This window comes from Pseudomonas sp. GW456-L13, assembly GCF_017350115.1.
In the GTDB taxonomy this organism is placed as follows: domain Bacteria; phylum Pseudomonadota; class Gammaproteobacteria; order Pseudomonadales; family Pseudomonadaceae; genus Aquipseudomonas; species Aquipseudomonas jessenii.
Window position 1 is genome coordinate 230,640 of sequence record NZ_JACNAS010000001.1, and the last position, 18,988, is coordinate 249,627.

Annotated in this window: 13 protein-coding genes; 11 read left to right on the forward strand and 2 right to left on the reverse strand. The window is 51.9% G+C overall.

Features of this window, described 5'->3' with window-relative positions; genetic code table 11:
* Positions 1-136: 136 nt before the first annotated feature.
* Positions 137-1,627, reverse strand: coding sequence for a DUF1254 domain-containing protein (locus J4D25_RS01015; protein ID WP_057714818.1), 1,491 nt, complete (start codon positions 1,625-1,627; stop codon positions 137-139).
* 110 nt (positions 1,628-1,737) lie between these two features.
* A complete protein-coding gene (locus tag J4D25_RS01020; RefSeq protein ID WP_057714819.1) occupies positions 1,738-2,805 on the reverse strand; it encodes an alpha/beta fold hydrolase in 1,068 nt (355 codons plus the stop codon).
* A 289-nt stretch (positions 2,806-3,094) separates the two neighbouring features.
* Here J4D25_RS01020 and J4D25_RS01025 point away from each other — a divergent pair, with 289 nt between their 5' ends.
* The 11 genes from J4D25_RS01025 to J4D25_RS01075 all read left to right on the forward strand — a co-directional run bounded on the left by J4D25_RS01025 (position 3,095) and on the right by J4D25_RS01075 (position 18,837).
* Entirely contained in the window at positions 3,095-3,604 is a 510-nt protein-coding gene (locus tag J4D25_RS01025; protein WP_057714820.1) for a cupin domain-containing protein, read from the forward strand.
* A gap of 412 nt (positions 3,605-4,016) precedes the next feature.
* Positions 4,017-5,018: a site-specific integrase gene (locus J4D25_RS01030; RefSeq protein WP_157858925.1), complete on the forward strand. Its 1,002-nt coding sequence runs from the start codon at positions 4,017-4,019 to the stop codon at positions 5,016-5,018.
* Positions 5,015-6,529 (forward strand): site-specific integrase, encoded by a 1,515-nt coding sequence (locus J4D25_RS01035; protein ID WP_057714821.1) that lies wholly within the window; start codon positions 5,015-5,017, stop codon positions 6,527-6,529. Before J4D25_RS01030 ends, J4D25_RS01035 begins: the two co-directional genes overlap by 4 nt.
* A complete protein-coding gene (locus tag J4D25_RS01040) occupies positions 6,526-8,871 on the forward strand; it encodes a hypothetical protein (protein ID WP_057714822.1) in 2,346 nt (781 codons plus the stop codon). Before J4D25_RS01035 ends, J4D25_RS01040 begins: the two co-directional genes overlap by 4 nt.
* Positions 8,868-9,320 carry a hypothetical protein gene (locus J4D25_RS01045; protein WP_057714823.1) on the forward strand — a complete coding sequence of 151 codons (453 nt, stop codon included), beginning with the start codon at positions 8,868-8,870 and terminating at the stop codon, positions 9,318-9,320. The genes J4D25_RS01040 and J4D25_RS01045 overlap by 4 nt, the downstream gene beginning before the upstream one ends.
* 604 nt (positions 9,321-9,924) lie before the next feature.
* Positions 9,925-10,158 (forward strand): MarR family transcriptional regulator, encoded by a 234-nt coding sequence (locus tag J4D25_RS01050; RefSeq protein ID WP_219733036.1) that lies wholly within the window; start codon positions 9,925-9,927, stop codon positions 10,156-10,158.
* A gap of 56 nt (positions 10,159-10,214) precedes the next feature.
* A complete protein-coding gene (locus J4D25_RS01055; RefSeq protein ID WP_057714825.1) occupies positions 10,215-12,995 on the forward strand; it encodes a type I restriction-modification enzyme R subunit C-terminal domain-containing protein in 2,781 nt (926 codons plus the stop codon).
* Positions 12,995-14,776: a restriction endonuclease subunit S gene (locus J4D25_RS01060; RefSeq protein WP_057714826.1), complete on the forward strand. Its 1,782-nt coding sequence runs from the start codon at positions 12,995-12,997 to the stop codon at positions 14,774-14,776. Before J4D25_RS01055 ends, J4D25_RS01060 begins: the two co-directional genes overlap by 1 nt.
* Before the next feature lie 2 nt (positions 14,777-14,778).
* Complete coding sequence (locus tag J4D25_RS01065) at positions 14,779-16,509, forward strand: AAA family ATPase (protein WP_057714827.1); 1,731 nt, start codon at positions 14,779-14,781, stop codon at positions 16,507-16,509.
* Positions 16,506-17,318: a hypothetical protein gene (locus tag J4D25_RS01070; protein ID WP_131726866.1), complete on the forward strand. Its 813-nt coding sequence runs from the start codon at positions 16,506-16,508 to the stop codon at positions 17,316-17,318. Before J4D25_RS01065 ends, J4D25_RS01070 begins: the two co-directional genes overlap by 4 nt.
* A 1-nt stretch (position 17,319) precedes the next feature.
* Positions 17,320-18,837, forward strand: a complete 1,518-nt coding sequence (locus J4D25_RS01075; RefSeq protein WP_057714828.1) for a class I SAM-dependent DNA methyltransferase — start codon at positions 17,320-17,322, stop codon at positions 18,835-18,837.
* Positions 18,838-18,988: the final 151 nt, after the last annotated feature.

An 18,988-nucleotide genomic window follows, 5' to 3' on the forward strand; every position in this document is an offset into this window, starting at 1 on the left:
AGGCCGGCACATCCAGCATTGATGCCGGCTGACACTCTGCCATCGCGAGCAGGCTCGCTCCAACAGGGTTTAGGGGGTTTCCATACCGCCAAAATGAAATGAGCGCCACCCGGGCGCTCATTTTTTCAGATCCTGTTCATTTGGTTTTCACCACCGCCGGTGGGGTCCAGTCACCGTCGAGGACATCGGCTTGCGGCCAGTAGGCGCGGATGTACAGCGAGAATTCGGCACCTTTGGGCGAGGGCAGCCAGTTGCTTTCCTTGTCCTTGCCCGGTGATTCACTTTGCACGTAAATGGTCAGCGAGCCGTCAGGATTGGTTTGCAGGGATTTGTTCTTGGTGCCGATGGAGTAACGCTTGAGCTCATTAGGCGAGAAGAAGTGCTGTTCGTTGTACAGCGTCAACGACCAGAACCCCCTGACTGGTGGCAGCTTGCCTTTGGCGAACGTGACGCTGTAGCCGTACCGGCCGTTGAGGCGCAGGCCGTTCTCATCCAGGTCCTGGTAGAAGTATTTGGTCTCTTTCTGCTGGTTCACGAATATGTTCGAACGCGCGACGGCGGTACGGGTGAAATAGTCGGTGCCGAACGCTGCACCGTTGCTCACGGTGCTCCAGTGATTGGGCAATTGCAGACCGTAGTTGCGGAACTGCAACAGCGGGTCGATCACTTCGCTGTCGGCCTTTTTCGCCTCGTCGATCATCGCAGCGCGAAGTTGCGGGTCGGCCTTGGCGATGGCCGCAAGGGTGGCCATTTGCGCGTAGCGGGCTTCTTCCCCCGGCAATGGCTTGGCGTCCTTGAGCAGGACCGGCAGTTCATCGAAGAACTTCTCCGGCACCACCCACCTGGTTTCGGCATTGCCTTCAGAAGCCTGGGCCGGGAATTTCGGCAGCCTGGCCCAGTTGCGCTTTTTCATCTTGCCGTCGTATTGCGACAGCGGGTACATGTCGATGCCCGACAATGCCGGTTGCACAGCCTGGCGGTCGGCGGCGGTGTCGTCCTGGAATACCCGAGGGATCACGAACCCGGTGTTCGTACGCGCCCGGTACACCCGCTTGATGCCGGGCGGCACCTTGCCGTTCCAGTCCGGGCCGACCAACAGGTAGAAACCCGGTTGGGTGTTATACATTTTGCCCATCTCGGCGAAGCTGTCCGAACGCAGGTCCACCACCTGATACACCCAGAAACGGCCGTCGAAGTCCGGCACTTGCAGCACCACCGGCTCGATGTCCAGGGCGATGCTGCCGGCGCCGTACACCACGTCCTGGTTCGGACAGGCCACCAGCCGCTCGGCCGGGTCGATGTAGTCGCTGAGCATAGACAGCCGATTGATCGGGGCCACGGGTACGATGCCGCCCATCAAGCCGGGTTCCGGCAAGTTCTTGAAGGCCTGGCGACGATTGAAGATGTTGGCCATCGGCCAGGCCCAGAAATACGCCTCGCGCGCCATCATGCGCACATACGGTTCGGTTACTTTGGTGCCAGCGACAGGGCCTGAGACAGGGCTGGCGACCGGAGCGGTAACAGTGGCTTGCGCTGCGTAACCCGGCGTACTTAACAGGGCTGCGGCTGTGACCGTACTGGCGAAAGTCAAGGCGAGGAGGGCATGGCACCGGGGCAAACGATTCATGAAGCGTCCTTACTTGTCGGCAGTCACCGAATGCAGGTGATTCGCTCTCAAGATAGCTCATCCTTTACCCCGGTGCTGTTCAGCGCAGGCGCGAGGGCCTCAGATCGACCTCAAAGATGATCGGCATCAATCACCGCCTTGGCGAACGCCTGCGGATCTTCCTGCGGCAGATTGTGGCCGATGCCACCATTGATCAACCGGAACTCGTATTTGCCGGTGAAACGCTTGGCATAGTCTTCAGCCGCCGGGTGCGGTGCGCCGTTGGCATCGCCTTCAAGGGTGATGGTCGGCACGCTGATGGACGGCGCCGTGGCCAGTTTCTGCTCCAACGCTTCGTATCGACTCTCGCCCTGGACCAGGCCCAGGCGCCAGCGGTAGTTGAACACGGTGATGTCGACATGGTCGGGGTTGTCCAGCGCCTTGGCACTGCGATCGAAGGTAGCGTCATCGAACGCCCATTTCGGCGAGGCCAGTTGCCAGATCAGCTTGGCGAAGTCATGGGTGTTCTTCTCGTAACCGGCGCGACCACGATCAGTGGCGAAGTAGAACTGATACCACCACTGCAATTCCGCCTTGGGTGGCAGCGGGTTCTTGCCGGCCGCCTGGTTGCCGATCAGATAACCGCTGACCGAAACCAGCGCCTTGACCCGTTCCGGCCACAGTGCCGAGACAATGCCGGCCGAACGCGCACCCCAGTCGTAGCCACCGAGCACCGCTTGCTTGATCTTCAGGGCATCCATGAAGTCGATGACATCACTGGCCAGTGCAGCCGGTTGGCCATTGCGCAGGGTTTTGTCGGACAGGAAATGCGTATCACCATAACCCCGGGCATAGGGCATCAGCACCCGATAACCCTTGGCGGCCAGCAACGGCGCAACCTCATCATAGCTATGAATGTCGTACGGCCAGCCGTGCAGCAGGATCACCACCGGCCCGTTGGCCGGGCCTGTTTCTGCGTACGCCACGTCCAGCAGCCCGGCGTTGACATGCTTGAGCGGGCCGAAGGGCGAGGGCGCCGCCTGGGTGGTACCGGCAGGGGCCACGGCTGGCTGCGCGGTGGCGGCCGTTTGCGCGTGGGCCGCACCGAGCACGCCGAACAGCGTCAGCGCGAGGATCGAAGGGCCGACCAGGTGGCGGCGAGTCTTGCCGGATTTGCTGTTGCGCAGTGCCATCTTCATGGGATGTCTCCATTACCAGCCGTGGGTCAGGGGTTCCGTCCGAACCCCTTCAAACCTTACAAGCATTCAAGCGCGACAACGTATCTGGCCTGTGTCCAATTGCAGGCCGGATGAAAGTCTGTGTATCAAGGTGTCACGCCGATACACTGTGATACACAACAGGTCAGACACTGGAGGGGGGCAGGATCAGTATGAAGACTAACTCGACTAAAGCACTATTTAGTCGAGTTATGTTGGCAAATGCTTCGATTATGCCAATAAAGTTGCGATTTAAAGGCAGGGAGACAAAATGAATCAAAGCACCACGAAAATTGCAAAGCTGATCAAAACCCTGGCCCTTGAGCCCCATATCGAAGGTGGTTTCTTTCGCAGAACCTACCAGTCGGACGACCAGAACATGATTCTGACGTCCACTGGCCAACGGCATTGCATGACGTCGATTTTCTATCTGCTGACCCGGGACGCTCCAATAGGTCATTTCCATCTGAACCGGTCAGACATCGTTCATTACTATCATCTGGGCGATCCGATTCAGTACACGCTGATTTTTCCGGACGGCACATTGAAAACCATTGTGATGGGTCACGACGTTCTCGCCGGACAATGCTTGCAACTGCATGTGCCCGGTGGCATCTGGAAAGCTTCGCAGGTGATGCACGGCGCAGCTGGATTCGGCTTGATCAGTGAAGCGGTTACGCCAGGCTTTGATTTCGCAGATATGGAAATGGGTGACCGGCAAAAGCTCGGTCAGCAGTTTCCTGAGCATTGGGCGTTGATCGAAAGGCTGACGCGAGGATGAGGTGGTTCCTTGCTTCAAGATCTGTGTGAGTCTGGGCCAATCTGGCCATATCGTATTACGTGTAATGTATATTATGTTAAGTGAGTGCCGTTTCAAGGGTGTTGCAGATTAGGACGTCGGCAACGGTATGCATTCCCTCAGATCCTTAATTTAAGGCTTGCCAGCGCTAGGTCTACGTCTCTAGCATCGCTGTCCTATGACATGCATCAAGCTTCGTAATCCGTCTATTCCCAAGTCGACCAAGGGTTGGCTTCTGGTTGACGATCTGGGCCTCCCCAGGTTTTGGGCGACTGTGTGGGCAGACGTCCTCAAAAACAACATGGGACTCACAACGCGGGGTCACCATCTTTATGCTGTTGAGAGGTTCTACCAGGTGACGGACCGACAATTTGGGCCGGGAGCTCTAGATCGAATGCTCTCCGAGCTGAATATGGCATCCCTGGAATCCGCCCTGGGTAGTTTCCTAGCTAACCTCAGGAATGATGGCAGCCTGCGTGGCATCAATAACAACCAGGCATGGGGATCAGCGAAATCATTCGTCGCAGACACTGTCAGTCACCTTAGCGCTTCATCTGCCAATGATTACGGCAAGATCCATAGTCGGCTTATGAGGCTTGATCGCCTGTACTCCCAAGTTTCACCAGCAAGGCCAAAACCTCCAGCCGCTATACGAGCATTACCTGCAACAGTTGTCGAAGACATCTACGAAATTCTCTCGCCAACATCGCCACGAAATCCCTTTCGGACTAAAGCACTGCAGTGGCGGAATTACCTGATCTTTCTCCTGATGCTTCACCTCGGGCTGAGGCGTGGGGAGGTCGCTATTCTGCCGGCGGACGCAATCAAGTCTGACTTTGACATAACGACTGGAGGCGAAAAATTCTGGCTAAACGTAGTCGAAAGCCCTTACGAAGATGAGGATAGCCGTTTCAATGCTCCAAGCCTGAAGACCGCTCACTCCCGACGGCAGCTGCCACTAACAGAGGAAATCGTTTCAGTTTCGGACATATTGCTGGGTAATTATCGTCACGGGGCGCTTCATAGCTATTTGTTCGGGTCCCAGCACGGTAAAGCTCTCTCTCTCCGGTCAATTCATCGTGTCTTTGAAGTGGTCAATGAAAATTTGTCATCTTCAGCAAAGAAAGCATTGGCCGCACGTAACAAATCAGGCATCACGGCACATGACCTTCGGCATACATGTGCTGTATATCGACTTGGGAGATACGTTTCGCTGGGCGATGAACTTGATATTGCAACCGAGAAGCTTCGCATCTTCTTTGGATGGTCACCCTCCTCACCCATGCCACGGCATTACGCAAGAGCATACTTTGAGTCGAACTCCGCAGATATGTGGGACGAAACCTATGATCGCGTACTCACAACACTCAGATCGCTTTCCGGAAAAGAACAATGATTCACGCGGAATCAGAGTTATCCAGCAAGATTACAGTCATCGCTGCTGAGCTGACACAGCTTCCAAGCGTCATCCGCTATTACGATGATTTTGATGAAAAGCGCCATTCGATTCGTGAACCGGAGAGCTCGGATCTCTGGAAAATATGTTTTGATGGAGAAAGTACTAGCATTGATTTTTCAACCCTTAAGCATGATATAAAATCTATCTTCAAGCACGTCGCCGCAGACCTTTTTTCTAGGTTGGACCCTTCAGGGGCGACAAGTATTTGCAAGGGTATTTTAGGTAGGACCGAGCATTTTATTCAGGCTCTGATTTTACGGCCCGAAGAATTTCGCGATCTTTGGGTGGCTGAGGTTCAAGCATTCCAGACGTGGGCTTACGCGCTTAACCTTCGAACAGTGATCCACTCACTCTGCAATCTGTCCATCGGATTGTGGCGGCCCGAAATGCGTCCATATGTAAGCCAGTTAGAATCGCCAATCCGGGATATCTATAAAACCGTTCGAACTGGAGAGTGCTTTTTGCCTCTGGATCACCAGTCATTGCTTATCGACTACTTGGATGAGCTTTCCGATTCTGTCAGCAGGCGCCCCGAGGCCCAACCAACTACCCAGCTTCGAGATGCATGTATTTTGGTCCTATCTCATCAATATGGATGCAGGCCAGGTCAAATCGCCCGTATCAAAACAATTGATGTCCGCTGTTACGAAAATGGCGCGGTACATTTGGCAATTCCCTTACTCAAACAGCGAGACAACGAAGCACAGCGCAGGGTCACCCGGCGAATGAAACACGAATGGTGCTCGATCTTCATCGAATACACTGCTAGACGACTTCAGGCGACTGTTGACAACGGCACCCCGCCAGACAAATATTTCAATCTGTCTCCCCAGAGGCTGTCGATTGCTGTCAGAGATCTCATTGAGGAAATCACTGGTACGCGCTGGTCCCCCACGGACCTCCGGCATACCGCAGCCCAACGCTTGGCAGATGCCGGTACATCCCACATAGCGCTGTCCGAGTTTATGGGACATGCAACCACCCTGACGGCCAACGTCTATTTCGATGCATCTCCAACTCAGGCGCAGCGGATCAACCAAGCGCTCGCGATTTCCACTGTATATTCCAGTGTGGCCGAAGTAGCCAGGACACGGACTATCGACAAGAATGCCCTCCTTCGCCTTCCCCCTGATCAGCAGATTGGTGGGGTCCCACACGGTATACCGATTTCTGGCATTGGCGGTTGTTCGGCAGGGCAGTCACTATGCTCGAAAAATCCGGTTCTGAGTTGCTACACCTGCCGAAAATTCTTGCCATTGTCAGATGCCACTGTTCATGAAGCCGTAGTCGAGAGCCTGCGGCCGGTCGTTACTGAATTTGCCAACGCATCTCGTTTCAATGAGGAAAGCCCTGCTTACACTCAGCTTCGCCGAATGTTTCGGGCGGCATTACAGGTCGCGGAAGAAGTCCGCTTGAAGCCCGCCAAGGAAGGAAGCGAGTCGGCATGAACCATTTTTATAGCAAATTCATCGAGAACGGTAAGTTACTGGCAAAGTCTCGAGGGCTCCAATGGGATGTACCCATCGACACCAATGGCAACGTCCTGAAGGCAGCGCGGTGGGATCTTGCTTCTCTTTGTGGCCTGGTTACTCCACCCTATTTTTGGCATTCCTCACTTGGTTACGACGCTAATGTTCTTGAAGCACTCAATAGTTTCCGTGAAACGCAGAGTATCCAGCGCATATCTATCCAGCCCTTATCACGTCACTGGCGCGATTATTATCAAGCCGCCCTGCTTAACGAATTGTTGGTCAAGCGAAACAAACCGGGGCATGCGCTACTGAATATAGGGCGCACATTGAGAATCATCGCTACCTGCGCTGAGGCGGAGGAACCGTGGGAGCTAACTCCTAATTCTATACAGCGTGCTTATAATCTGGCCCTTAAAATTGGTTCCTCGGGTAAGTTAGCTGCGAATATTTCCATGGTGGTTCGCACATTATTCGATGTCCTACATATTGCGGATCGATCTCCTCTCGCCAAGTTCTGTACTGCTTATCCAGGCCAGCAATTAAGCGACGAAAAAGTCTCAAGTCTCAAGCGCGGTAACAATACATATCGCCAAACGAACAAAGTCAGGGCCGAGCTCTCCGACCGAAAAGGAGCTGCGAAGCTACCGAATGAAAAAGCGTTCTGGGAACTAATTCGCATTGTATTTACAGAGCAACCCAAGACCTTTGTCGATGCCATCCGATTCAGCCAAATCAAGATCGCCATAGTCACCGGGTTTCGCATTGGCGAAAACATACTGCTTCCAGCAGATTGGGCACAGTGGCATGAATACTTGGCAGCTGATGGAAGTTCTGCAGAGTCTAAAGGTGGAATATCTCGCTCTTTGTCCATCCGACATTTCGCGGAAAAACAAGCTACGGATAAAAGCACTGAAGGCATAGTGCTATTCGAGAATACTCAGCACGTTCCTGCTATTTTTGAGGACCTTGTGTTAGAAGCTCTCGGGGATGCAGAGCGGCTGACGAGACCACTGCGCGAAAGACTGCGGCTCCAGATCAGCACAGGCCGCTTGTTACCAGAGCTTCCAGAGGACGCCTTAGCTCCAGCATGGGATATTTACAGCAGAATATCTGGTTCTCTTTGGTTCGCCTCTCCTCCACTGCCTGAAGAGCTCGTCAGTAAATATCGGGAGGCATTCGACCCAATTTATTTGGATAAAATGCGTCAGTTACAAATTCGCCAAGTGCCAATTCATGGAGTATCCGCCAACTGCATGAAGTACCTTAAAAATCTGCCAATCACCATTCGGAGGCATGACAGTACTCCATTTATAGGGAAAGTTGACTGGAAGAATGCATATATCCGTGTGAGCGAAGCAGAGGCGTTAATCAGAGGGGGAATGACCTCAAAACTGCCGGACACAAAGCCCTTTCTGATGCGTGATGGAGGCTGCCTGAGCCCTGCCGAATTAATGTTTTTAATGCCTATACGAGCACTTATCGAAGAGCGAAACGGTGGGGTTTTGGATGCAAATCGATACTTCGCCGTCGGTCGTGCATCTGCCTTGGACTTACAGCTTCATCTTGGCGGCGGAACCAACAATATCTTTTCCCGCTACGGCCAGACCGATGAAGATCGCGCTCATAGCTTGAATACGCACTCTTTCCGGCATCTTCAAAACGCTGAGTTATTCCGCCTAGGCGTAGCCGACACGATCATCACCAAGCGCTTCAACCGTCGCAGCGTTGCTCAAAGCTACGTTTATGACCATCGCAGTCTGGCGGAAGATCTTGCGCATATTGATCTTCCTAAGGGGGCCGAAGCGATGGCTCCAAGAGCACAGGAAACTCTGCAGATGATAATGGCCAAGAAGATTCGCGGCCCCATCGTTGACGAGTTTCTCAAGATTCAGGAAGACATGGGCGACGACGAAGCTTTCCACTATCTTTCTGCCGAGGCAGATGGCCTGCATGCCACTCCGTTTGGCTTTTGTGTAAATAGCTTCACAGTCGACCCCTGCCCCAAACACCTTGAATGCTACGACTGCCGACACCTGACACGCTCGGGTGTTCCCGAGGAACAGCAAAGGCTAGAAAAATTGAAGCATCGGATGATTGATGTAGTGAATGTCATCGAGGCCAGTCCACCTGAGGCTCGAAATATTGGATGGCAGAATCAGCTAAATCACGCCCAATCTCGACTAGAAAGTCTGGAGAAGATCCTTGTCACAGCCCCACTGGCGCATCCCTTCCCTGATGGCAAAGATCTCTATAGTGCCGTAGAGGTTAAGCACGGCACGAGCATACTGGATGAGCCAAAAACTTGGAGGCCTGCATGAAGGCTCGGGATCTTGAAGCTGTCCTCCAGCGCATGCTTAACGACAATGTTGTCATCACGGCTCGCTCTGTGATCCGGGAGCAAGATTGCTCCTTCAAGCACGCCAGCGATATAACACGCCAGCCCGAACGCAAGGCATTGCTCAACCAGTACCAAGCACGTCAATCTGAACTGCGTGCTCTCGTGGAAAAGACAGATAAACAGTCTCGTACCAACCTGCAGGCGCGTGTGGCCCGGCTGACTAGGGAAAACGAGAACCTACAAGCCGAGCGCGATCTACTAATTGCATCTCACAAGGCTATGCTTCTAGCAGTCGGTGAGATGGGAGGGATGGCCGCATGGCGTAAATTCTTTCCAGCTTGGGAAGAAACCCGGCAACAGCTAACAGCGTTGCAGGCATTACCTAGTGCAAAGATTTTACCTGCGCTAACACCGGAAAAGCTAAATTAGGCCTGGCGGACTGACGACAGAGAGGAGGCGGTTTTCCTCGATTCACTAGTGTCTAAGATGGGTATTAACCATGGTGTCTATTACCGCGGGATAAGAACCAATGCCAATGAATAACCCTCTCCATCCAGGTGAGGCTCTTCGCCAGGATGTATTGCTTGCTCTGGCTATGACAGTGAGATCGCGAAGCGACTAGATTGTTCGATTGATCAGCTTTCGAACGTGATGAACTACCGAGCACCAATTACTCTGACCTAGTAATCCGTTTGCAGGCAGCAGGCCTAGGAGCTTGCAAGCGTGATCCTGGTCACGCAATCCACCTTCGACCTCTGGCAAGCCCGAAGCGTTGACTTGCCTTGGTAGTTATTGAAGATCTTCACGGCGATCTTACTGGCAATACCTAGCTCGCCTGCTAGTCGTATGGCATTTACGACCTTCTAGAGAGCCTTGCCCTCGACGATGCTTATCAAGCACTGATATAGTTCACGCGTCTACTACCCTCCTTCGAGCCTCTGTAATGAACCGTTGTGTTGCTGGGATCTGCCGTCCAGGCGAGCCCATTCGTGAGCTCAGAGGAACTGACGAGCCTACCGTCTGGTTCACCTCAATGGCTTCGCTCGCAGCGGTGCTGTCTGATGACAATCGCGCGCTTTTACGCACCATCCACGACCAGCACCCAAGGTCGCTTACCGAACTAGCCGAGCTCTCTGGGCGCAAGGTACCGAACCTTTCACGCACGCTGAAGATGATGGCGGGCTATGGGCTGGTGAAGCTCAACCGAAATATGCGTGAGATTGAACCCATTGCATTGGTGACTGAGTTCCTCGTGGTGCTGGAGTGATGGCATATCTCCCAAGCGCAGCCCATTGTAAAGCCGTAAATCACGGACGATGAAGTATGACTCCAGAAGCCAAAGCGCGGCAGGAAATCGACAAACACCTCGAGCAAGCCGGCTGGCTAGTTCAAGATATGAAGCAACTCAACCTGGGAGCTTCCTTGGGGGTGGCTGTACGCGAGTTCCCAACGGATACTGGTCCAGCGGATTACGTGTTGTTTGTAAATCGAGTTGCTGTCGGCGTTATTGAAGCCAAGCGAAACGAATCTGGCGTGAATATGACCACTCACGAAGCACAGACGGAACGCTACGCTTCGGCCAACCTGAAATGGCGCAAGGACAACACTCCGCTTCCTTTCCTGTTTGAAGCCACTGGAGAGATCATCCGATTTACTGACGGTCGCGACCCAGCACCACGCTCGCGGGAAATTTTTAACTTCTTTAAGCCAGAAACCCTGGCGGATTGGCTGACCCAAGCTGACACACTACGCAGCCGCTTCGCGGGCAATATACCTGCGCTGCCCACCCGGCACTTACGTGACTGCCAGATTAGCGCGGTTACTGGGCTTGAGAAATCGCTTGCAAACAATCGGCCGCGCTCCCTTGTGCATATGGCGACTGGCGCGGGTAAGACTTTTACTGCCATCACCTCGGTATATCGCCTGCTGAAATTCGGTAGCGCGAAACGAATTTTATTCCTAGTGGATACTCGCAACCTCGGCAAGCAGGCCCATCAGGAGTTTATGGCTTACACACCTCCGGATGACGCTCGTAAATTCACCGAGCTTTACAACGTACAGCGCTTGGCCTCCCCCACCATCGACCCACATGCACAGGTATGCATCAGTACTATCCAACGCATGTATTCAATTTTGAGTGGCGAGCCAATTGATGAATCGGCAGAAGATGTTTCTCTTAACGAAGTACAGCAGATCGTCAAGCAGGAGAAGCTGGTTCGCTACAATCCGACCATTCCAATTGAAACCTTCGACCTCATTATTATCGACGAGTGTCACCGCAGCATCTACAACCTGTGGAAGCAGGTGCTCGATTACTTCGATGCATTTCTGATTGGCCTAACTGCCACGCCGGATAAGCGCACCTTTGGTTTTTTTAATGAGAATATCGTCGCCGAGTATACCTACGAGCAATCGGTAGCAGACGGAGTCAATGTTGGGTATGACGTATTTGAAATCGAGACCGAGATAACCCAAAAAGGTGCTGAGGTTAAAGCTAAGGAGTGGGTCGATCACCGCGACCGAACTACCCGAAAGAAGCGCTGGGCTGAAACCGAAGAAGACAGTGCCTACACTGGCAAAGAGCTCGACCGCTCAGTGGTTAACGTGAGCCAGATCCGGCAAGTCATTCAGGCTATGAAAACTGCAGTTGAAACACAGATTTTCCCAACCCGTAAAGAAACACCGAAAACCCTAATTTTCGCTAAAACCGACAGCCACGCCGACGACATCATCAACATCTTGCGTGAGGTCTATGGTCAGGGTAACGCCTTCTGCAAAAAGGTGACCTACAAGGCAGAAGAAGACGCTGACAGCGTGCTGGCCAGTTTCCGAAACGACTACAACCCGCGTATCGCCGTCACAGTGGATATGATCGCTACCGGCACAGATGTAAAACCGCTGGAAGTACTATTGTTTATGCGCGATGTACGCAGCAGGGGCTACTACGAGCAGATGAAAGGCCGTGGTGTGCGCTCTCTCGATGGCGATAGCCTTCAACGGGTATCAGCTAGTGCTGACGGTGCGAAAACCCGCTTTGTGCTGATAGATGCCGTTGGCGTAGAGAAGTCGCTGAAAACCGAGAGCCGTCCGCTGGAAAAAAAGCCAGGCGTTGCATTGAAATCCCTACTGCAAGGTATAGCGGTTGGCCTCCGTGATGATGACACTGTGCTTTCGCTAGCTAACCGACTAGTCAGGCTGGCGAAGCAACTTGATGAGAAAGCAAAGGCCCGCATCGAAAAAGTCTCCGGAGGTATTCCCGTCGGTGAGCTTGGAAAGAACCTTGTTGTTGCGCTCGATCCTGACAAGATCGTTCAAACAGCACTAGAAACAGCCAAAGACCAAGGGATAACTCGCTCGGAAGACACCCTTACTGAGCGAGAGCTGCAAAGCGCACGCGACGCTCGCGTGGCCGAGGCTTGCGCTCCTTTCGACAAACCCGAACTACGCGATGAGATAGAGGCCTCCCGCCGCGAGCGTGAGCAACTGATCGACCACATCAATCTAGATCAGATCACCTTTGCTGGCTTCAGCGAACAAGCCGAAAAACAGGCACAAACAACTATCCAGACCTTTGTCGATTACATAGCCCAACACAAAGACGAAGTTTCCGCCTTGGGTTTTTTCTATCAGCAGCCCTATCAGCGCCGTGCGCTGACCTTCGACATGATCGAAGAGCTACACTCGGCCCTAAGCAAGCCGCCATTGATGCTGACCACGGAGCGCCTCTGGAATGCTTATGCTCGGGTGAAAACCTCGCAGGTGAACGGTGCTACTAGCCGCCGCCAACTCACCGACCTAGTAGCACTGGTGCGTTTCGCCATCGGTTTGGACGCCGAACTAAAACCCTTCGCTGAGCAAGTGGATAGGCGCTTTCAAACCTGGATCTTCCGTCACAATGCACAACGTACCGTAGCCTTCACCCCTGAACAAACTGACTGGCTGCGCCTGATGAAAGACCATATCGCCAACAGTTGCAGCATCAGCCGCGACGATTTTGATTACGCTGAACTCGCCAACAAGGGTGGGTTGCAGAAAGTCTGGAGTGTGCTGGGCAAGGAATTGGATATATTTATTGATGAAATGAATGAGGAGTTAGTCGCGTAATGGCTTTTACAATGAAGGTTTCAGAGCTAATTGCCAACGATAAAACCGGCCTACTCGCAAAACACTCTTCGTGGGAACGTGTTCCTCTTGCGGATGTAGCTTTTCTCCTAAATGGAGCCCCGTTCAACTCAGCAATGTTTAGTATGACTGATGGTTTTCCGCTAATACGAATTCGTGATGTTTTATCCGGTGAAACATCAACTTTCTATACGGGTGAGTACGACCAAGTATTCGTTGTAAAGCCCGGCGAGCTTCTTGTTGGTATGGACGGCGATTTTAATTCTGCTTTCTGGGGCAAAAAACCAGCGATCTTAAATCAGCGTGTTTGCAAAATCACACCAATTGAAGAGCTCTACTCTAAGAGTTTCCTAGCATTTTTACTTCCAGGCTACTTGTCTGCCATCAATGCCAATACATCCTCAGTAACGGTTAAGCATCTTTCTTCAAGAACCATTGGCGAAATTGAGCTCCCCTTACCACCACGCGAGGAGCAAACACGTATCGTCGCCAAACTCGAAGAGCTGCTCACAGACCTCGATGTTGGCGTAGCTGAACTTAAGACCGCGCAAAAAAAACTTGTTCAATACCGTAAAGCACTCCTAAAAGCTGCTATCAACGGTTCGCTCACTGCAGAATGGCGCCAAAAAAACCCAGTGCATGAGTCCGGCGAGCAATTATTGCAACGGATCCTTATCGAGCGCCGCGCCCGCTGGGAAGCGAAGCAACTCGCAAGATTCGCAGAACAAGACAAGTCCCCATCTAAAGATTGGCAGGACAAATACTCCGAGCCGGCTCAACCCGATACGACAGATTTGTCAGTATTGCCGAATGGGTGGGTGTGGGCGAAAGTTGCTCAGGCTGGCAATGTCCAGCTTGGACGGCAGCGTGCACCACAGTTCCACACAGGTTCCAATATGGTGCCTTACTTGCGAGTTGCCAATGTATTTGAAGATCGTATCGATATTTCAGACGTTATGGAAATGCACTTTTCTGAAACGGAGGAGCAAGTTTTTAAGCTTGAATTTAACGATATATTGCTGAATGAAGGCCAAAGTCTCGAGCTAATTGGTCGGCCTGCTATCTACCGAGGTGAGCTCCCTAGAGCATGCTTCACTAACACTCTTGTTCGTTTTAGAGCTGAAGACGGAGTCATACCCGAATTTGCTCTTGCGTTATTCTTGCATTACATGCACTCAGGTCGTTTTCGTAAAATTGCAACAATCACCACAAATATTGCCCACCTAGGTGCAGGTCGATTTTCAGAAGTTGAATTTCCATTGCCGAGCACTTCTGAGCAAGTCGAGATCGTAAAGCAACTTTCGGATCAGCTAGCAAACCTTCGAGAGCAGCAGTCCGCTGTGTCACACGCCCTCAAGCAATCCGCTGCCCAACGCCACAACATCCTCAAGTCCGCATTCTCTGGTCAACTTGTTCCGCAAGACCGCAGTGATGAGCCGGCCACAGTGTTGCTAGAGCGAATCCGTGCAGAGTGTGAAGCGCGGACAATGCAGCCTAAGACTCGTAAAACCAAAGCCAAGAAGGGGGTCGCCGTAGTGGCAAAAAAAATAATCGAAGTGCTTGCTGACGCATCCGATTGGTTACCGGCACAGGAAGTATTTCGCCGTTGCGGTGTGACCGATGGCATAGAAACTGATCAAATTGAAGCCTTATATGCTGAACTGCGTGATTTAGATCAGTCACATCTTTTGTTGGTGGAGCCTACTACCGATGAGCAAGGTCGCAAGCTATACGATCGCTTGAAACTTGTGACAGTGGTCTAACGATGAGATTAGAAAAACTCACCATCGGTAGCGAAAAAGACAGCCCTACTCACCAATTTAAGAACCTAAAAAACGTCACCATCGACTTTGATGAAGATCATTGGGTGACTGTTGTGATTGGCTGGAACGGTACTGGTAAATCCAATGTTCTGGAGGCGCTGGCAATCATTTTTCGCGATCTGATCAGCAAAAAGCGCACGCCAGCATTCGCCTTTAAGCTGGCTTATCACATGGGCGCAGGCGCTGACATTCGACATATATATATTGATGCCGACCCGGACCGAAAGAAAGAACCGATCATCATTCGTATCGCCAGTAGAGAACAAGCCAAGCAGTCAGGGGTTACCGCTAGCCTGTTAGAGGCAGACACCTCGGACGAGACACCTAAAGGTGAGTTGATCAAACTTAAAGCGTTTCTGGATGGTGAGACCACCTATCTCCCGCGCTATGTGTTCAGTTACTACTCGGGTGAAAGCACTCGCATGCATGATGTGTTTCGACCTTATCTGGAGGGCTACGACAGCAAACTGCGCAATGGCGAAGACCCAGGCTTGAAGCGTCTGTTTTATGCGATGCCTGTGCATAGTCAGTTCGTCCTGCTGGCTTTTTTGATTCAGCAGTCAGACGTAGTGCGATCTTTCCTTGATGAGCATCTAGGCCTTGATCCAGATGAAGGGATTGAGTCTGTTCTGTTTGTCCTGCGCCAACCCCCCTGGAGGTCGAAAGCACCAGATGGCGATCCGCGGTTTTGGAACGCAAGGGGCGTGGTACGTGATTTCCTAGCTCGTCTTTATGATGTTGCGATGGCACCTATTGAGGTAAGCCGACGCGTATCGACGTCAATATGGAACAAGGAAACGCTTCAGTTCAAATATCTGTATGTGAAAGACATCACTGCATTGCGCAAGTTGGTCGGCAATCAATCTCCAGCCAGTTTTTTTCGCGACCTTGAAAGCACCTACGTCTCCGAGTTAATCGAAGAAGTACGCATCCGTGTTCGCCTCAAGAAAAATGATGGCTGTGTAACTTTCCGAGAACTGAGTGAAGGAGAACAACAGCTCCTCACTGTGCTGGGGTTATTGCGATTTACAGCCGAAGATGAAAGTTTGTTTTTACTCGACGAACCCGATACGCATTTGAATCCGCGCTGGAGTGTTGACTACATTTCGTATCTAAAAAAATTCGTTACTGCAGGCGAAAAAAGGGAAGAAACCAGTCACATTTTGTTAACTACCCACAATCCACTTGCAGTGGCAGATCTGGAGAGGAAACAAGTACAAATTTTACGATTAGATAAAGATGAAGTTCGTCGAAAAATTGTAGCTTGTTACCCAGAAATGGACCCTCGCGGCATGGGGTATGCCGCGATTGTGACTAGTGATATGTTTGGGATCGCATCCACCTTGGATCAGCCAACCCAACTGCTTTTAGAAAAGCAAAGAGCACTGGCCGCAAAACAAACGCTGACCAGTGATGAACAGCTGAGCCTTGACGATCTAAATGGGAAGCTTGATCGTCTTGGATTTCGCTTCTTCCATCCTGACGACGAATACTCAAGGTATCTGCGTCTGCGCAATGAACTGCTCATAGAAAAATTTCAGACAGAAAGTGTGAGTGAGCTTGCTAGTTATGTCGTGGCTATGGGACGAAAAGAGCGCGAGGCTCTTTCCAAGAAATTAATTGGTGAGCTATTAGCAGAGGACTCAACTCCAAAAATGGAGCAGCCACATTGAGGTACGTAGACCTTTCAAAACTGGCCCAACCTGTTGGGTGGCTTGCTAGAGCCCAAGCAGCGATCACTGCTGTTACTAACGGTGGCAATCCTAATGATCACGGCGCTGTTTGGCGTGAACTAAAAGATGGCTTGGCCAATCTTTTACATGATAAGTGTTGGTACTGCGAAACCCATGTTGACCGTTCTGATAACGCCGTGGATCATTTTCGTCCAAAGAATCGAGTGAGTGATGCTGCTAATCCTCATAACGGTTATCGCTGGCTCGCTTTTGTACCGACAAATTACCGATATGCCTGCACCTACTGTAATAGTCGGCGCAAAGATGTTGAAGGTGTTACAGCTGGAGGCAAAGCTGATCGATTTCCTCTGATTGATGAGACTCAACGCCTTTATGGACCTGGTCCACTAAACCAAGAACAACCGGTGCTATTAGACCCGTGCGAGATGGGTGACTGGCGTTTGCTGGGTTGTCATCAAGAGAACGGACAGCCATGTGCGGCCAGCAGTGACCCTGTTGGTAAGCGGCGCGCCGAAGACTCTATCGAGGTTTATCACCTTCACTACGAGCCCACGTGCAAGCGCCGCCATGGCGCAGCAGTGCAACTGATGGCAGATGTTGCGGAAGGTAAGCGCTTATTCGAGTTAGCAACTCAAGACGTGAGTCGATCTCCAGAATTCAAGATCGTAGCCGGCCGTTTGCGTCGCTCTATTGATCGTGATGCTCCGTTTAGCGGCGACATGCATTTTCTCCTGAGGGGGCAACGCAGCGACAGCCACCCTTGGATACAAGAACTTTTAGAGGTTTGAAATGAACGCTTCCACCCTCATCCAGAAAGTCTGGAATTTCTGCCACACCCTGCGCGACGACGGCGTAGGTTATGGTGATTATCTGGAGCAGTTGACCTACCTGCTGTTTCTGAAAATGGCACATGAGTATTCACAAGAGCCTTACCTGCGCGATACACAGATTCCCAAAGCTTATGATTGGGCGAACCTGCGCAGCAAAACGGGTGAGCCGTTGGAAGCCCACTACCTAGCCACCCTGCACAAGCTTGGGGAGCAGCCGGGCATGTTGGGCGCGATTTTCTTCAAGGCACAAAACAAAATCCAGGATCCGGCCAAACTCTCGCGCCTGGTGCAGTTAATCGATGCCGAAAGCTGGGTTGGCATGGACACCGATGCCAAAGGTGACTTGTACGAAGGGTTACTGCAAAAGAACGCTGAAGATACCAAGAGTGGCGCGGGCCAGTACTTCACTCCGCGTGCCTTGATTCAGGCCATGGTTGCTTGTATTCGCCCGCAACCGCTTAAATCAATTGCAGATCCAGCCTGCGGTACCGGTGGGTTCTTTCTCGTGGCCAATGAGTGGCTAAGTGGCACGGGTGACTGGATGAAACAAAGTGCGGAGTGGCTAGATTACGAGGCACCTAAACTAAACGCTAAACAAAAAGCGTTTCTGCGAGACGAGACCTTTCACGGCAACGAGATCGTTCCAAATACGCGTCGTTTATGTCTGATGAACCTGTTTTTGCACAACATTGGTGAGCTGGTTGGCGAACCTTCGGTGGATCGCTCCGACGCCTTAATCAGCGAGCCTAAAGTTCGTGTTGACTACGTACTAGCAAACCCGCCCTTTGGCAAAAAAAGCAGCATGACTATCACCAACGAAGAAGGCGAAGAAGACAAAAACGCGCTCACCTACCAACGCCAAGACTTCTGGGAAACGACCTCTAACAAACAGCTCAATTTCTTACAGCACATCGTCAACATGCTCAAGGTTGATGGTAAAGCTGCTGTGGTACTGCCTGACAACGTCCTGTATGAAGGTGGTGCTGGGGAAAAGATTCGTAAGAAACTAATTGAAACCTGCGATGTGCACACAATTTTGCGCCTCCCTACAGGCATCTTCTATGCGCATGGAGTAAAGGCAAACGTAGTGTTCTTCGATGCCAAGCCCAAAGATGGAAAAATACACACCAAAGGCGCATGGTTTTATGATTTGCGCACCAACCAGCACTTCACGCTAAAAACACGCCCGTTGAAGCTAGAGGATCTGCGCGACTTCGTGACTTGCTACAACCCGGAAAACCGGTATGAGCGCGCAGAGACCGAACGCTTTAAATACTACAGCTACGAAGATCTCGTTGCTCGCGACAAGGCAAGCCTAGACCTCTTCTGGCTCAAGGATGACAGCCTGGACAACCTTGATGATCTGCCCCCGCCCGATGTGCTACAGCTAGAAATAATCGATCACCTTGAGGCCGCTTTGATGGCGTTTCGTGATGTAGCTGCAGGCTTGCCCACCTCGGTGACGTTGAGCGAATAGCAGCGCTTCAGAGCAGAGCTCGGTCCGCGTGTTTTGTAAATCGCGGGCTTGGTTTTGCTTAAACCCAAAGTTCAATAAGCTGTCTTCGTAGCGGGAGTTGTAAAGTGATAGAGCACATGGACCTTATGCTCAGCAGCTGGAACAACGCGAG

Coding starts and splice junctions, on each gene's coding strand:
- J4D25_RS01065 (WP_057714827.1), top strand. CDS start 14,779: ATGAGATTAGAAAAACTCACCATCGGTAGCGAAAAAGACAGCCCTACT.
- J4D25_RS01030 (WP_157858925.1), top strand. CDS start 4,017: ATGCTCTCCGAGCTGAATATGGCATCCCTGGAATCCGCCCTGGGTAGT.
- J4D25_RS01025 (WP_057714820.1), top strand. CDS start 3,095: ATGAATCAAAGCACCACGAAAATTGCAAAGCTGATCAAAACCCTGGCC.
- J4D25_RS01020 (WP_057714819.1), bottom strand. CDS start 2,805: ATGAAGATGGCACTGCGCAACAGCAAATCCGGCAAGACTCGCCGCCAC.
- J4D25_RS01045 (WP_057714823.1), top strand. CDS start 8,868: ATGAAGGCTCGGGATCTTGAAGCTGTCCTCCAGCGCATGCTTAACGAC.
- J4D25_RS01055 (WP_057714825.1), top strand. CDS start 10,215: ATGACTCCAGAAGCCAAAGCGCGGCAGGAAATCGACAAACACCTCGAG.
- J4D25_RS01075 (WP_057714828.1), top strand. CDS start 17,320: ATGAACGCTTCCACCCTCATCCAGAAAGTCTGGAATTTCTGCCACACC.
- J4D25_RS01060 (WP_057714826.1), top strand. CDS start 12,995: ATGGCTTTTACAATGAAGGTTTCAGAGCTAATTGCCAACGATAAAACC.
- J4D25_RS01015 (WP_057714818.1), bottom strand. CDS start 1,627: ATGAATCGTTTGCCCCGGTGCCATGCCCTCCTCGCCTTGACTTTCGCC.
- J4D25_RS01050 (WP_219733036.1), top strand. CDS start 9,925: ATGGCTTCGCTCGCAGCGGTGCTGTCTGATGACAATCGCGCGCTTTTA.
- J4D25_RS01035 (WP_057714821.1), top strand. CDS start 5,015: ATGATTCACGCGGAATCAGAGTTATCCAGCAAGATTACAGTCATCGCT.
- J4D25_RS01040 (WP_057714822.1), top strand. CDS start 6,526: ATGAACCATTTTTATAGCAAATTCATCGAGAACGGTAAGTTACTGGCA.